Genomic DNA, 13,355 nt, shown 5'->3' with positions numbered 1-13,355 from the left:
GCACGGTCAATGCGGGGAGAACCCTCGGACGAGAGGACGAGACATGAGCGGCGTACGAGTACTTGTCGGCACGCGCAAGGGCGCGTTCATCCTGACCTCGGACGGCAAGCGTGGCGACTGGACCGTCGACGGGCCGCACTTCGGCGGCTGGGAGATCTACCACCTGACCGGGTCCCCTGTCGAACCGGACCGGTTGTACGCGTCCCAGTCCGGCGGCTGGTTCGGGCAGCTGATCCAGCGCTCGGACGACGGCGGGCGGAACTGGACGACGGTCGGCAACGACTTCGCCTACAGCGGCGAGGTGGGGGAGCACCTCTGGTACGACGGCACCCCACGCCCGTGGGAGTTCAAGCGGATCTGGCACCTGGAGCCGTCCCGGCACGACCCCGACACGGTGTACGCGGGCGGCGAGGACGCCGCCCTCTACCTGTCCACCGACGGCGGTCAGAAGTGGTCCGAGCTGACCGCCCTGCGGCAGCACCCGACCGGCCCGTCCTGGCAGCCCGGCGCGGGCGGGATGTGCCTGCACACGATCCTGCTCGACCCGGCCGACCGGGACCGCATCTACGTGGCGATCTCGGCGGCCGGCGCGTTCCGCAGCGACGACGGCGGCGCGAGCTGGCTGCCGATCAACAAGGGTCTGCGCTCGGGCGAGATCCCGGACACCGACTCCGAGGTCGGGCACTGCGTGCACCGTCTCGCGCAGCACCCGTCCCGGCCGGACACGCTGTTCATGCAGAAGCACTGGGACGTCATGCGCACCGACGACGCCGGCGCGAACTGGCGGGAGGTCAGCGGCGACCTGCCGACGGACTTCGGCTTCCCGATCGCGGTGCACGCGCACGAGCCGGAGACGATCTACGTGGTGCCGATCACCAGCGACTCGCTGCACTACCCGCCGGAGGGCAAGTTGCGCGTCTACCGCAGCCGTACCGGCGGCGAGCACTGGGAGCCGCTCACCGAAGGGCTGCCGCAGTCGCACTGCTACGTCAACGTGCTGCGCGACGCGATGGCCGTCGACACGCTCGACCCGTGCGGCATCTACTTCGGCACCACCGGCGGTCAGGTCTACCACTCGGCCGACGGCGGCGACACCTGGGCGCCGATCGTGCGGGACCTGCCGGGGGTGCTCTCGGTCGAGGTCCAGGTGCTGCCGTGATCCGGGTGGTGCTGCCGGCGCACCTGAAGAACCTGGCGCACGTCACCGGTGAGGTCCGCGTCGAGGTGGCCGGGCCGCCCACCCAGCGGGAGGTGCTCGACGCGCTGGAGGCCGCGTACCCGATGCTGCTCGGCACGATCCGCGACCGGCACAGCGGGAAGCGCCGGCCGTTCGTCCGCTTCTACGCCTGCGAGCTGGACCTCTCCAACGACTCCCCGGACGATCCGTTGCCGGAGGAGGTGGTCGCGGGGAAGGAGCCGTTCATCGTGCTCGGCGCGATGGCGGGCGGTTGAGCGGCACGGCCGGCGGTTGAGCGGCACGGCAGGGAACCGCGCTCGTCACCGCCACGTCTGACCGGCATGACCCGTCACGGAACCGGAACCCGGACGCTTGGATGGACGATGGCCGCCGCGCTGGCCCTCGCCGGCTGCACCGCGTCACCGCCGGCCGCCGACCCGCCCACCGGACGGGTCGTACCGGCCGGCGGGCTGCGGCTGGTGGCCTTCGACGGCTGCGACGAGGCGCTGCGGCAGCTCCGTACGGCCGCGAAGGCGGCGGTCGGGCCGTGGGGCCTCGGCCCGGACGGCTTCATGCAGTTGGACGTGAAACGGGCGGGGGCGGTCGGCGGCGCCGCCGAAGGCGCGACGTCGGCGTCCACGCCCGACTTCTCCGGCACCAACGTGCACGAGGCAGGCGTGGACGAACCGGACCTGGTCAAGACCGACGGCCGGCGGATCGTCACGGTCAACCGGGGCGTGCTGTCGGTGGTCGATCCGGCGAGCCGCCGCGTGACCGGCCGGCTGGCGCTCGACACCGACGCCTGGCAGTCGTCCGGCGGCGAGGGGAGCCTGCTGCTGCACGGCGACCGGGCGCTCGTGCTGCTGCACGCGGGTCGGATCGTCAAGGGCCCGGTCCCGGACGGGCACAACCGCCCCGTCAGGACCTCGCAGGCCCGGCTGGTCCTGCTGGACCTCGTCGGGTCGCCCCGCGTGGTGGGGGATTACCGGATCGACGGCCTCCTGGTCGACGCCCGGCAGGTCGGCGCGACCGCCCGGGTCGTGGTCCGGTCCTCGGACCGGCTGAATTTTCCCCACCTGCCCGGCCGCCGGACCGACGCCCAGCGGATCGCGGCCAACCGGGCGGTCATCGACAAGGCCACGCTCGACGACTGGCTGCCCCGCTACGAGATCCGCGACGGCGTGCGGACCGTCGGGACCGGACGGATGGGCTGCGACCGGGTGAGCCGTCCGGCCGGATTCTCCGGCGCGTCGATGGTGACGGTGCTCAGCTTCGACCTGGGCGCGTCGGCACTCGGCGCCGGTGACCCGGTCACCGTGTTCGCCGACGGTGACACCGTCTACGGCAACGGCCAGCGCCTCTATGTCACGAACGACAAACGCCTGCGGATGTGGCGTGGCGGGGGGTCCGGGGCAGGTGATGCCGGCACCGAGATCTACCAGTTCGACACCGCGGCGGGCACGCCACGCTTCGTCGCCGCCGGGTCCGTGCCCGGCTGGTTGATCAACCAGTACGCGCTGTCCGAGTGGGACGGTCACCTGCGAGTGGCGACCACGACGGGTGACACCTGGGGCCGGAGAACGTCGTCGCAGTCCGCCGTCTACGTGCTGCGCGCCGACGGTGCCACGCTGAAGCGGGTCGGCGCGGTGACCGGCCTGGGCAAGGGCGAACGGATCTACTCGGTGCGGTTCGTCGGCGGCACCGGCTACGTGGTCACGTTCCGGCAGACCGACCCGCTGTACGGTGTGGACCTGCGCGACCCGGCCGCACCCCGGGTCACCGGCGAGCTGAAGATCAACGGGTATTCGTCGTACCTGCACCCGGCCGGCGACGGCCGCCTGATCGGGATCGGACAGGACGCGACGAACCAGGGACGGGTGACGGGCACCCAGGTGTCGCTGTTCGACGTGGCCGACCCGGCCCGGCCGGCGCGGATCGCTCAGCACCATGTCCCGGGCGGCTGGTCCGAGGCGGAGAACGACCCGCACGCGTTCCTGTACTGGCCGCCGGAGCGCCTGGTGGTGATCCCGGTGACCCGGCCGGGCGTGGTCACCGACCGCGCCGACGGCGTCAAGGGCACCCCGTCCGGCGGCGTGCTGGCGTTGCGCGTCGGCGACAAGGGCTTCACCGTGGCCGGTGCGGTCGACCACCCGGGCGTCCTGGCCGGCGACGGCAGGGAGTGGGCGCCGATCCGCCGCTCGCTGATGGTCGACGGCGTGCTCTGGACGGTCTCCGACGTCGGCCTCAAGGCGACCGCCCTGTCCGGCATGACCACCCTGGCCTGGGTGCCGCTGACCTGACGCCGACGACCGGGCCTCGCCGCGACCACGGCGAGGCCCGGCAAGGTCATTGTTCCAGCGCCGCCTCGGCCGCCGCGACCTGCGGCCCCACCCGCATCGCGTACGCGACCACGCCGCCGAGCAGGAACGTCGTGGCGGTGACGGCGGCGATCCGGTTGCCCGGTTCCTGCACCATCCACAGCGCGACCTGCCGCCATTGCGGCCCACCCGGCGCGGTCAGGAACGCACCCAGCGCGGCCCAGGCGGTCGGCACCTGCCAGGCGGCCCGTGCGCCGGCGAGCGCGGCACCGAGTCCGACCAGCCCGATCAGGCCGCCGGTGTTGCGGGCCAGCACGGACAGCGGCCCGAAGTCGGCGCCGAGGACGCGGGCGGCGGCCAGCAGGCCGACCACCAGTGCGCCGTACCCGAGCAGGTGCCCGGCCCGGCGTGGCGCCCACTGCCACGCGGCGGTCCGCTCCAGCGCCGGGTCGGTGCCGGCGAGCGTCGGCCCGAGCGGCGCCACCGCCAGCGCGGTGGTGAGCACGGCGAGGCCGGCGGGCACCTCGGGGCGGTCGGTGAAGGCGGACCAGGCGACGGCCATCACGGCGACGGCGACAGCCGATCCGGCCAGGGCGGCGGGTATCCGGCGGGACCGCACGTACAGCGGCAGCCAGCGGGTCACGGCGCGGCCCGTCCGGTGAGCGCCGGCATCAGGTCCGGCTCGCACCGCGCGGCCGCGTCCCGCAGCGCGGTGACCCGCCGCAGCTGCTCCGGTTCGGGCAGCGCGCGCAGTTGCCGCACCCCGGCCCGGATCTCCTCCTGCTGCTCGTCGGCGTACCGGTATCCGGTCCAGGAGTCCCACAGCCGCACCGTCTCGGCGTCGAGCAGCCAGGCCGCGACGATCGCCGGAGCGATGTCGTCCCCGCTGCGCCCGCAGCCGGACCACATGGTGCCACCACCCAGGGCGATGCGCTCGGCCACGTCGGCAGCCCGCCCGGTGTCCGGGTCGACCTCGAGGAGGAACTGCACGGTGCCGGGTGCGGGCTTGGGCCGGTGCCACTGCTCGCTGTCGTTGCTGCCGATGGTGTCCAGCCGCACCTCCACGGCACGGGTCGGCGCGCCCGGCAGCTTCGCCAGCGCCTTGAGCCCTCGGCGGGCCTCGGTGGTGACGTCGGGCAGCAGGTGCGCGTTGACGGCGGTGACGCAGACCTGCGGCGTGCCGTCGGCGCAGACGTAGCGGCGCGCAGACTGGTCGAGCTGCCAGATGCCGGCCGGACCCGGTGCGCTGATCAGCAGGAGTCCCGCGACACCGGCGGCGAGGCTCGCCGCCGCGCCGGCCCGGAGCGGCCACGACCGGCCCGCCGTCAGCAGCAGTCCGGCGAGGACCAGCCCGACACCCAGCGCCAGGCGGCTGAGCAGCAGCCGGTCGGACAGCGTCTCCCACGGCGTGTCCGGCGGCCAGGAGATCATGAGGGACGCGTTCGTCAGCCGGCTACCGGCCGGACCGCCGAGCATGGCGGTGCCCTCCTGCGCCACCAGGCCGGCGGCGGCCAGCAGCGGCGGCAGCAGCGGTGAGGACCACAGCCGGCCCGCTGCCACACCGACCCAGGCCGCGCCGGCGAGCACCAGCACGTCGACAAGCGGCCCGGCGAGCCCGCGTACGCCGAGGTAGGTGCCGCCGGTGGCGATCACCGCCGCACCGCCGGCGAGGACGAGCAGGTGCGCGGCCGCGACGGCGACGCCGAGCGCGGTCATAGCGGGCAGCGCGCGTTGCCAGCGGGGCCGGCCGGTGCTGTTCATCAGCTCGTCGGCGCGGGTACGCCGGTCCCGGCGGCCCAGCACCGCGCCACCGGCCAGCGCGAGTGGCATCAGGAGGAACATGCCGGAGGCGTGCACGTAGCCCAGCCGCAGCCACTGTCCCTGCCAGAAGCTGTACATGCTGGCGGCGCCGAGGATCCCGATGGCGAACAGCAGCACCGCCACGGCGGGCGCGTTGGAGCGGCGCAGTTCGACGCGTACCTGTCGGATCATCACGCACCCCGGTGCTGCTGGAGGAGGTACGAGTAGCCGCGTTCGGCGGCGCTGTCGCCGACGCCTCCGGTCTCGCCGTGGCGGACCAGGTCGGCGGGCAGGCCCTGGAACACGCGGGTGCCGTGGTCCATCAGGATGACGTCCGAGCAGGCCGCCACCACGTCCTCCACCAGGTGGGTGGAGACCAGCACGCAGGCGTCCGCGCCGAGTTCGCGGATCAGCTCGCGGAACTCGACCCGCTGCTCCGGGTCCAGGCCGACTGTCGGTTCGTCGAGCAGCAGCAGGTCCGGTTCGTTCACGATCGCCTGGGCGATGCCGGCCCGGCGCAGCATGCCGCCGGACAGCGACTTGAGCTTGGCGTCGGCCCGGTCGGTGAGGCGTACCCGGTCGATGGCCCGCTGCGCCGCGCCCGGCACCGCGGCGGCGGGCATCTCCCGCAGCCAGGCCACGTACTCGACGTACTCCCGCACGGTGAACCGGGGGTAGTAGCCGAACTGCTGCGGCAGGTAGCCGAGCCGGCGGCGCATCGGCCGCAGCTCACGGGTCGTGGCGGCGTCCGCGCCGAGCAGCCGCAGCGTGCCGCCGTGCGGTTTGACCACTGTGGCGAGCGCGCGCATCAGGGTGCTCTTGCCGGCGCCGTTGGGGCCGAGCAGCCCGTGCACACCGGTGCCGAGCGTCAGGCCGAGGTTGTCGACGGCCAGGTGCCGCCCGGCCTTCACCGACAGTCCCACCGCCTCGATCCGCCAGGCGTGCCGGGTCGGCGCCACCTCGTCGGCGCTCACTGCGCGTACCAATGTCGTCTCCTTCTCGGGGCAGGGTGGTCCGCGGCGCCGTCGGGGCGCCGTGGCGTGGTTCCGGGGGCCGGCGTCAGCCGGCGGGCCGCCGCAGATGCTCGGCGCGCAGCGCGGTCAGCACTGTGAGCACGACGGCGGCCGCCGCCCAGGCGGGCATGGTGGCGGGCCGGAGCAGGGTCTCGGTCGCGGCGGCGGCGCGGGCCGCGTCCGCGTCGCCGGTGAACGACACGGCCGCGACCGCGGTGAGCCAGCCGCCGCCGAGGACGGCGGCGGCGAGCGGCACGCCGACACGGCTGCCGAGCAGCAGCGTCGCCGCGGTGAACGCCAGGCAGGGCAGCAACCACAGCGCGGGGTTGCGGCCGACTGCCAGCCCGGCCACCGCGAGCACGGGCGCGACCAGGAGCAGAACCGCGAGGGTACGGCGCAGCAGCAGTTCCAGCCCGGCGCGGGCGGTGCCGGCGACCACCTCCCAGTTCGGGTTGGCGCGGCGGGACCAGGCCACCGCGAGCCCGGCGAGCGGCGCCACCGGCGCGAGCAGCAGCACCGCCGACGGCTGATCCGGGTAGTTGCGGTCCAGCAGCACCGCGGCCAGGATCGCCGTGCAGGTCATGGCGGCCCAGGCCAGCAGTGACCAGTCGGTCCAGCGCAGCCACCACCGGCGCAGCGGGCGCCGCCGTGCCGGTCGCGGCCCGGTGCGGGCCTGTTCCAGGATCGTCTCCCGGGCGTCGCCGAGCAGCGCGCGCAGCGGCGGGGAGGCCAGGTCGCCGAGCCGGTCGCGGCACTCGGCGCAGCCCTCCAGGTGCACCTCGATCGTCCAGGCAGCGGCGTCGTCGGGGGTTCCCGCGGCGTACGCGGCCAGTGCGGGCGGGGGAACGTGAACGGTCATGCCAGTGCCTCCCGGAGCGCGTTGCGGGCACGCCGCGCCCGGCTCTTCACGGTGCCCTCGGGCACCCCCAGCAGGACGGAGGTCTCCCGGACGGTCAGCCCGTCAAGGACCATGGCGGCGAGCACCGCCCGCAGCTCCGGCGCCAGCGCGTCCAGCGCGGCGCCCACCTCCGAGCCGAACGACCCGGCGAGCGCCTCGTCCTCGGCGGCCGGCGCGCTGCGCACCGGCAGCACGTCGGTCGGCACCTCCTGCACGCGGGCGCGGCGGCGCAACGCGTCGACCAGGCGCCGGGCCGCGATGGTCCAGATCCAGCCGGCGGCCGAGCCACCGGGCGCGTCCGCGCCGCCGGAGGGGCGGAGCCCGCTGAACGAACCGGCGGCCCGCCACACGGTCAGGTACGTGTCCTGGAGGACCTCGGCGACGATGCCGTCGTCGGCGCACCGCCGCCGCAGCCGGATCGCGAGCCACGGCGACGTCCGGCGGTACAGCTCGTCGAACGCGTCCAGGTCGGCGCGTGCGACCCGCCGCAGCAGCCGCTCCTCGTCCTGTTTGCTTCCTCCCACGCCTAGATGGTCGTTCACGGCACCTCCGACGGATCACGGCGCGGCGTGACCTGGGTCACACCGCGCCGTGGGAGGCAGTCCGTCACTCCGCCGCGGCGAACGGTCCCTTCGGTCCGAACGCCAGCGCGGCGAACCGCTCGCCGATGCGGCGGTCGGCGGCCGGGTCGGGGTGCAGCTCGTCGGGCAGCGGCAGTTCGGCGTAGTCGGCCTCGCCGTACAGCTCCAGCCCGTCGAGGTAGTGCAGGTTCGGGTCGGCGCCGGCCCGGGACGCCACGATCCGGGCCAGCTCGGCGCGGATGACGCGCAGCGTGAGCCGGCCGGATGCCACGTCGGCCGGGTCGCCGGTGGCCCGGAACCGCACCCGTCCGTCGACGAACTCGACAGCGCCCGGTCCGGGTGTGTCCTCCTGGATCGGGCACAGGATCGACGACACGACAAGCAGCGGGGTTTCCGGATGTCCCTCGCGGATGGTGTCCAGGAAGCCGTGCACGGCCGGGCCGAACGCGCGCAGCCGCATCAGGTCGGCGTTCACCACGTTGATGCCGATCTTGACGCTGATCAGGTCGGCCGGGGTGTCGCGCATCGCCCGCGCGGTGAACGGGTCGAGCAGCGCGCTGCCGCTGAACCCGAGGTTGACCAGCTCCACGCCGGCCAGCGTCGCGGCGATCGCCGGCCAGGTGCCGGTGGGGCTCTCCGCGTCCGAGCCGTGGCTGATCGAGCTGCCGTGGTGCAGCCACACCCGGCGGTCACCAGTGCCGGCCGGCTCGACCGGCGCGTCCGTGCGCAGCGCCACCAGCTCGGTGATCTCCCGCTGCGGCAGCCAGATCACCACCTCCTTGTCGGTGGCGGGCAGGTCGGTGAAGCGCACCGTGCCGACCGGCCCCGGCTCGATGCCGGACGTGCCGGTGGCCAGGTCGATGGTGAGCACCTTGCCGCCACCGGCGGTGGCCTGACCGGCGAGGCGGCCGTCGACGACCAGGTCGTAGCGGCCGTCGGGACGCGGCCCGGTGCCCCGGTAGACCATCTTCATCGGCAGGACGTCCAGTTCGACTGTGGTGGCGCGGGTGCGGAACACCAGCCGTACGCCCGAGGGCATCGCCTCCGCCGTCATCAGCTGCGGGTCGATGTTCTGCGCCCGGGCCCACGCGGGCAGCCGGTGCGGCAGCACCCCGTCGGCGGTCTGTTCCAGGTCGAGCGCGCCACGCAGCAGGTCGGAGGTGATCGGAGTGGTGAGGTGCGGGGATGCCATGATCCCGATCCTGCCCCCGGATCCGGAGGGCGGCCACCTGATTTATCCGACAGGCCGGACTCGTGACGCCGGGTCAGTCGGTCAGCACCCGATCCACGTACCGGTCGATCATGGTGGCGAGGACCCGGTCCGGGTCGGTGGCCCACACCTCGGCGTTGAAGATCTCCACCTCGACGTCGCCGGCGTATCCGGCGGCCTCGACCGCGCGGCGCAGCGGCGGGAAGTCGATGTGCCCGTCGCCCATCATGCCGCGCCCGAGCAGCACGTCGGCCGGCAGCGGGGTGAGGAAGTCGCAGATCTGGAAGCTCGCGATCCGCGCCCCGGCGCGGGCGATCTGCCGCCACACGTCCGGATCCCACCAGACGTGGAACGTGTCCACCACCACGCCGACCTGCTCGGCCGGGAACGCCTCGGCCAGGTCGAGCGCCTGCCCGAGCGTGGACAGCACCGCCCGGTCGGCGCAGTACATCGGGTGCAGCGGCTCCAGTGCGAGGCGTACCCCGCGCTCGGCGGCGTACGGCGCCAGCTCGACCAGCGCGTCGGCCACCCGCTGCCGGGCACCCACCAGGTCGCGGGAGCCGGGCGGCAGGCCGCCGACCACGAGCACCAGGCAGGCGGCACGTAGCGCGGCGGCCTCGTCGACGGCGCGCCGGTTGTCCGCGAGCGCCCCGGCCCGTCCGGCGTCGTCGGCGGCGGTGAGGAACCCGCCCCGGCACAGCGACGACACCCGCAACCCGGCGTCGGCGACGAGCCGCGCGGCGGCCGGTACGCCGATCTCGGCCACCGGCTCGCGCCACAGCCCGATCGCCGGGATGCCGGCGCGCACACAGCCGCCGACCGCCTCGGCCACGGACCAGCGCTGCGTGGTGCGCTGGTTGAGCGACAGGCGCGCCAGCCGCGCGTCGGCGGTCATCCGGGCACGCCCGCGACGTCCAGGTACGCGCGCATCCGCCGTGCCGCCAGCTCCGGGTCGCGCAGCAGCCCGGCGGCGTCGGCCAGCCGGAACGCCTCGACCAGGTGCGGGACGCTGCGCCCGGCGTGCAGGCCGCCGACCATGGTGAAGCCGGGTTGCCGCCCGTTGAGCCAGGACAGGAACGCGATGCCGGTCTTGTAGTACGGCGTGGGCGGGGCGAACAGGTGCCGGGACAGCGGCACCGTCGGGTCGAGGACGGCCCGGAACCCGGCCGGGTCGTCCGCGTCGAGCCGGCCCAGCGCCGCCGACGCGGCCGGGGCGATCGCCGCGAACGCGCCGAGCAGCGCGTGGCTGAACCGCTTCCCGTCGCCCTCGATCAGCTCCGGGTAGTGGTAGTCGTCGCCGGTGTAGACCTTCACCTCTGGTGGCAGCAGCTCCCGCAGCCGCACCTCCCGCCCGGCGTCCAGCAGCGACACCTTCACCCCGTCGACCAGGTGAGCGTGGGCGTGCACCAGGGCGGCGAACGTCGCCGTCGCCTCGTCCAGGTCGGTCGAACCCCAGTAGCCGGACAGCGCCGGGTCGAACATGTCGCCGAGCCAGTGCAGCACCACCGGCCCGCCCACCTCCCGCAGCACCAGCTCGTAGACGCGCAGGTAGTCCTCCGGGCCGCTGGCGAGCGCCGCGAGGTGCCGGCTGGCCATCAGCACCGGCGTGGCGCCGCACTCCTGGACCACTGTGACCTGCTCGGCGTACGCGGCGACCACCTCGTCCAGGGTGCCGGGCGCGCCGGTGAGCTGGTCGGTGCCGGCCCCGGCGACGATCCGCCCGCCGCAGGCGGCGGCCTCGGCGGCGCTACGCCGGATCAGCTCGCGGGTGGCCGCCCAGTCCAGCCCCATCCCGCGCTGCGCGGTGTCCATCGCCTCGGCCACCCCGAGGCCCCACGACCACAGGTCACGCCGCACCGCGAGCGTCGCGTCCCAGTCCAGCCGCGCCGGGCGGCCGGGGGAGTTGTCGGCGTACGGGTCGGCGATGACGTGCGCCGCCGCGTACGCGATCCGGCTGGCCGGTGGCGCGGCTGGCCGGCGCCACGATGGGGGTTCCCGCAGCGTCAGCCGCTCGGTGCCGCCGTCCGGCGTCGGCAGCGTGATCCGCGTGCTCACCGGGGGATCTCCTCGATCGTCACCCGCCGCCCCTCGCGGGCCGAGCGCAGCCCGGCCTCGGCCAGTTGCACGCCGCGCGCGCCGGCGAGGAAGTCCCACGGGAACGGCTCGTCGTCGACGACGTGCCGCAGGAACGCCTCCCACTGCACCTTGAACGCGTTGTCGTGCTCGCCGTTGTCCGGCACCGTCTGCCACTGCGCGCGGAACGGCTCGGTGACCGGCAGGTCGGGGTTCCACACCGGCATCGGGGTGGCGCCCCGGTGCTGGATGCGGCAGTCGCGCAGCCCGGCCACCGCGCTGCCGTGCGTGCCGTCGACCTGGAACTCGACCAGCTCGTCGCGGTGCACCCGGACCGCCCAGGAGGAGTTGACCTGCGCGACGATGCCGCCGGCCAGCTCGAAGATGCCGTACGCGGCGTCGTCGGCGGTGGCCCGGTAGCGGACGCCGGTCTCGTCGACGCGTTCCGGGATGTGCGTGGCGGTGACGGCGGTGACGGCGGTGACCGGGGCGATGATCTGCTCCAGCACGTAGTGCCAGTGCGGGAACATGTCCAGCGTGATGCCGCCGCCGTCCTCGGCGCGGTAGTTCCAGCTCGGGCGCTGCGCGGCCTGCCAGTCGCCCTCGAACACCCAGTAGCCGAACTCGCCGCGTACGGACAGGATCCGGCCGAAGAAGCCGCCGTCCACGAGCCGCTTGAGTTTGCGCAGGCCGGGCAGGAACAGCTTGTCCTGTACGACGCCGTTGCGGACGCCCTTGGCGGCGGCGAGCCGGGCCAGCTCCAGCGAGGCGAGGAACCCCTCGGCGAGCGGCTTCTCGGTGTAGACGTGCTTGCCGGCCTCGATCGCCGCCCGGATCGCCTTCTCCCGCGCGACGGTGACCTGCGCGTCGAAGTAGATCTGGTGGGCGTCGTCGGCGAGGGCCGCGTGCAGGTCGGTGGTGTACGCCGACAGCCCGTGCCGGGCGGCGATCCCGGCGAGCCGGTTCTCGTCGCGGCCCACGAGGGTCAGCTCGGGCCAGATGCGGCTGCCGTCGCGGGCCGGCACGCCGCCCTGCTCCCGGATGGCGAGCAGGGACCGGACGAGGTGCTGCCGGTAGCCCATCCGGCCGGTGACGCCGTTGAGGATGATGCCGACGGACCTGCGTTCCACTGTGCCTCCCCGGCGTTGAATGCGCTTTCAGTAAGCGCTTTCAGGGTGCTACCGTAGCCACGCCGGAACACCGGGTCAAGACGTTCCGCAGGGAGACGCATCGATGTCGCACGTGACGCTGGAAGACGTGGCCCGGGCGGCCGACGTCTCCCTGGCCACCGCCTCCCGGGCGCTCAACGGGCGGCGGGTCACCCCCCACCTGCACGACCGCGTCCTGGCCGCCGCCGCGCGGCTCGCGTACACCCCGAACGCCCACGCCCGCGCGCTGGCCGGCGGGTCCCGCCGCAGCGTCGGCGTCGTCTGCCACGACGTCACCGACCCCTACTTCGCCGCCGTCGCCGGTGGCGTCATGCGGGTCGCCGCCGACAACGACCTGCTGGTCATGCTCGCCAGCACGTTCCGCGACCCGGAACGCGAGATCGCGTACGTGTCGATGCTGCGCGCCGAACGCGCCCCGGCGATCCTGCTCATCGGCTCCGGCTTCGAGGACCCCCGCTGGGAGCGGGCGATGGCCGCCGAGCTGGCGCCGTACCTCGACGGCGGCGGCCGGGTCGCGGTGGTCAGCCGGCACCGCACCCTGAAGGTCGACAGTGTCCTGCCGGAGAACCGGGCCGGCGCCGCCGAGCTGGCCCGCGCGCTGCTGGGCCTCGGGCACCGCCGCTTCGCGGTGCTCTCCGGCCCGCCCGAGCTGACCACGGTCGCCGACCGGATCGGCGGGTTCCGCGACGAGCTGACCGCCGCCGGTGTGGCGCTCGACCCGGGCGCCGTGGCCGAGGCGGCGTTCACCCGCGACGGCGGCTACCGGGCGATGACCGCGCTGCTCGACCGCGGGCTCGACGCCACCTGCGTGTTCGCGTGCACCGACGTGATGGCCGTCGGCGCGTACGCGGCGTTGCGCGACCGGGGGCTGTCGGTGCCCGGCGACGTCTCGGTCGCCGGCTTCGACGACATCCCGGTCGTGCGTGACCTCAGCCCGCCGCTGACCACTGTGGCGCTGCCGCTGCACCGGCTCGGCGAGGAGGCGATGAAACTGGCCCTGACCGAGAACGCCGGTCGGCGCCGCCGGATCGTCCGCCTGCCCGGCGAGGTGCTGATGCGGGCCAGTACGGCGCCGGTCGCCTGAGCCCGGCCGGTAGGGTGCCGTCATGATCGAGG

At 74.5% G+C, this 13,355-nt stretch carries 13 protein-coding genes; 4 read left to right on the top strand and 9 right to left on the bottom strand.

Features of this window, described 5'->3' with window-relative positions:
• The first annotated feature begins 43 nt into the window (after positions 1 to 43).
• From O7604_RS24675 to O7604_RS24665, 3 genes are all read left to right on the top strand, one after another.
• Positions 44 to 1,159: an exo-alpha-sialidase gene (locus O7604_RS24675; protein WP_281577954.1), complete on the top strand. Its 1,116-nt coding sequence runs from the start codon at positions 44 to 46 to the stop codon at positions 1,157 to 1,159.
• Entirely contained in the window at positions 1,156 to 1,452 is a 297-nt protein-coding gene (locus tag O7604_RS24670; RefSeq protein ID WP_281577953.1) for a MoaD/ThiS family protein, read from the top strand. Before O7604_RS24675 ends, O7604_RS24670 begins: the two co-directional genes overlap by 4 nt.
• A 108-nt stretch (positions 1,453 to 1,560) precedes the next feature.
• Complete coding sequence (locus O7604_RS24665; RefSeq protein WP_281577952.1) at positions 1,561 to 3,477, top strand: beta-propeller domain-containing protein; 1,917 nt, start codon at positions 1,561 to 1,563, stop codon at positions 3,475 to 3,477.
• A 46-nt stretch (positions 3,478 to 3,523) separates the two neighbouring features.
• Here O7604_RS24665 and O7604_RS24660 read toward each other — a convergent pair whose 3' ends face one another.
• The 9 genes from O7604_RS24660 to O7604_RS24620 form a co-directional block, all read right to left on the bottom strand.
• Positions 3,524 to 4,138, bottom strand: coding sequence for a hypothetical protein (locus tag O7604_RS24660; protein WP_281577951.1), 615 nt, complete (start codon positions 4,136 to 4,138; stop codon positions 3,524 to 3,526).
• Entirely contained in the window at positions 4,135 to 5,487 is a 1,353-nt protein-coding gene (locus O7604_RS24655) for a hypothetical protein (protein WP_281577950.1), read from the bottom strand. The genes O7604_RS24660 and O7604_RS24655 overlap by 4 nt, the downstream gene beginning before the upstream one ends.
• On the bottom strand, positions 5,487 to 6,281 hold the full coding sequence (locus O7604_RS24650; protein WP_281577949.1) for an ATP-binding cassette domain-containing protein: 795 nt from the start codon (positions 6,279 to 6,281) through the stop codon (positions 5,487 to 5,489). Before O7604_RS24650 ends, O7604_RS24655 begins: the two co-directional genes overlap by 1 nt.
• Positions 6,282 to 6,354: 73 nt before the next feature.
• Positions 6,355 to 7,167 carry a zf-HC2 domain-containing protein gene (locus O7604_RS24645; RefSeq protein WP_281577948.1) on the bottom strand — a complete coding sequence of 271 codons (813 nt, stop codon included), beginning with the start codon at positions 7,165 to 7,167 and terminating at the stop codon, positions 6,355 to 6,357.
• Complete coding sequence (locus O7604_RS24640) at positions 7,164 to 7,748, bottom strand: RNA polymerase sigma factor (protein ID WP_269706366.1); 585 nt, start codon at positions 7,746 to 7,748, stop codon at positions 7,164 to 7,166. Before O7604_RS24640 ends, O7604_RS24645 begins: the two co-directional genes overlap by 4 nt.
• Before the next feature lie 64 nt (positions 7,749 to 7,812).
• Positions 7,813 to 8,979, bottom strand: a complete 1,167-nt coding sequence (locus O7604_RS24635; protein ID WP_269706365.1) for an SGNH/GDSL hydrolase family protein — start codon at positions 8,977 to 8,979, stop codon at positions 7,813 to 7,815.
• A 73-nt stretch (positions 8,980 to 9,052) separates the two neighbouring features.
• Positions 9,053 to 9,892, bottom strand: a complete 840-nt coding sequence (locus O7604_RS24630; protein ID WP_281577947.1) for a sugar phosphate isomerase/epimerase family protein — start codon at positions 9,890 to 9,892, stop codon at positions 9,053 to 9,055.
• On the bottom strand, positions 9,889 to 11,052 hold the full coding sequence (locus tag O7604_RS24625; protein WP_281577946.1) for a dihydrodipicolinate synthase family protein: 1,164 nt from the start codon (positions 11,050 to 11,052) through the stop codon (positions 9,889 to 9,891). The genes O7604_RS24630 and O7604_RS24625 overlap by 4 nt, the downstream gene beginning before the upstream one ends.
• Complete coding sequence (locus O7604_RS24620) at positions 11,049 to 12,200, bottom strand: Gfo/Idh/MocA family oxidoreductase (RefSeq protein WP_281577945.1); 1,152 nt, start codon at positions 12,198 to 12,200, stop codon at positions 11,049 to 11,051. The genes O7604_RS24625 and O7604_RS24620 overlap by 4 nt, the downstream gene beginning before the upstream one ends.
• Positions 12,201 to 12,303: 103 nt before the next feature.
• On the opposite strand from O7604_RS24620, the gene O7604_RS24615 reads away from it, so the two are divergent.
• A complete protein-coding gene (locus O7604_RS24615) occupies positions 12,304 to 13,323 on the top strand; it encodes a LacI family DNA-binding transcriptional regulator (RefSeq protein WP_281577944.1) in 1,020 nt (339 codons plus the stop codon).
• Positions 13,324 to 13,355 lie beyond the last annotated feature (32 nt).

The organism is Micromonospora sp. WMMA1947 (genome assembly GCF_027497355.1).
GTDB lineage: Bacteria > Actinomycetota > Actinomycetes > Mycobacteriales > Micromonosporaceae > Micromonospora.
The sequence above is the reverse complement of the archived record's forward strand: the minus strand, read 5'-3'. Positions and strand labels throughout refer to the sequence as shown.

What these genes read in the sequence shown, in the direction of transcription:
- O7604_RS24675 (WP_281577954.1), top strand. Translation starts at nt 44, where the DNA reads ATGAGCGGCGTACGAGTACTTGTCGGCACGCGCAAGGGCGCGTTCATC.
- O7604_RS24665 (WP_281577952.1), top strand. Translation starts at nt 1,561, where the DNA reads ATGGCCGCCGCGCTGGCCCTCGCCGGCTGCACCGCGTCACCGCCGGCC.
- O7604_RS24655 (WP_281577950.1), bottom strand. Translation starts at nt 5,487, where the DNA reads ATGATCCGACAGGTACGCGTCGAACTGCGCCGCTCCAACGCGCCCGCC.
- O7604_RS24645 (WP_281577948.1), bottom strand. Translation starts at nt 7,167, where the DNA reads ATGACCGTTCACGTTCCCCCGCCCGCACTGGCCGCGTACGCCGCGGGA.
- O7604_RS24635 (WP_269706365.1), bottom strand. Translation starts at nt 8,979, where the DNA reads ATGGCATCCCCGCACCTCACCACTCCGATCACCTCCGACCTGCTGCGT.
- O7604_RS24630 (WP_281577947.1), bottom strand. Translation starts at nt 9,892, where the DNA reads ATGACCGCCGACGCGCGGCTGGCGCGCCTGTCGCTCAACCAGCGCACC.
- O7604_RS24615 (WP_281577944.1), top strand. Translation starts at nt 12,304, where the DNA reads ATGTCGCACGTGACGCTGGAAGACGTGGCCCGGGCGGCCGACGTCTCC.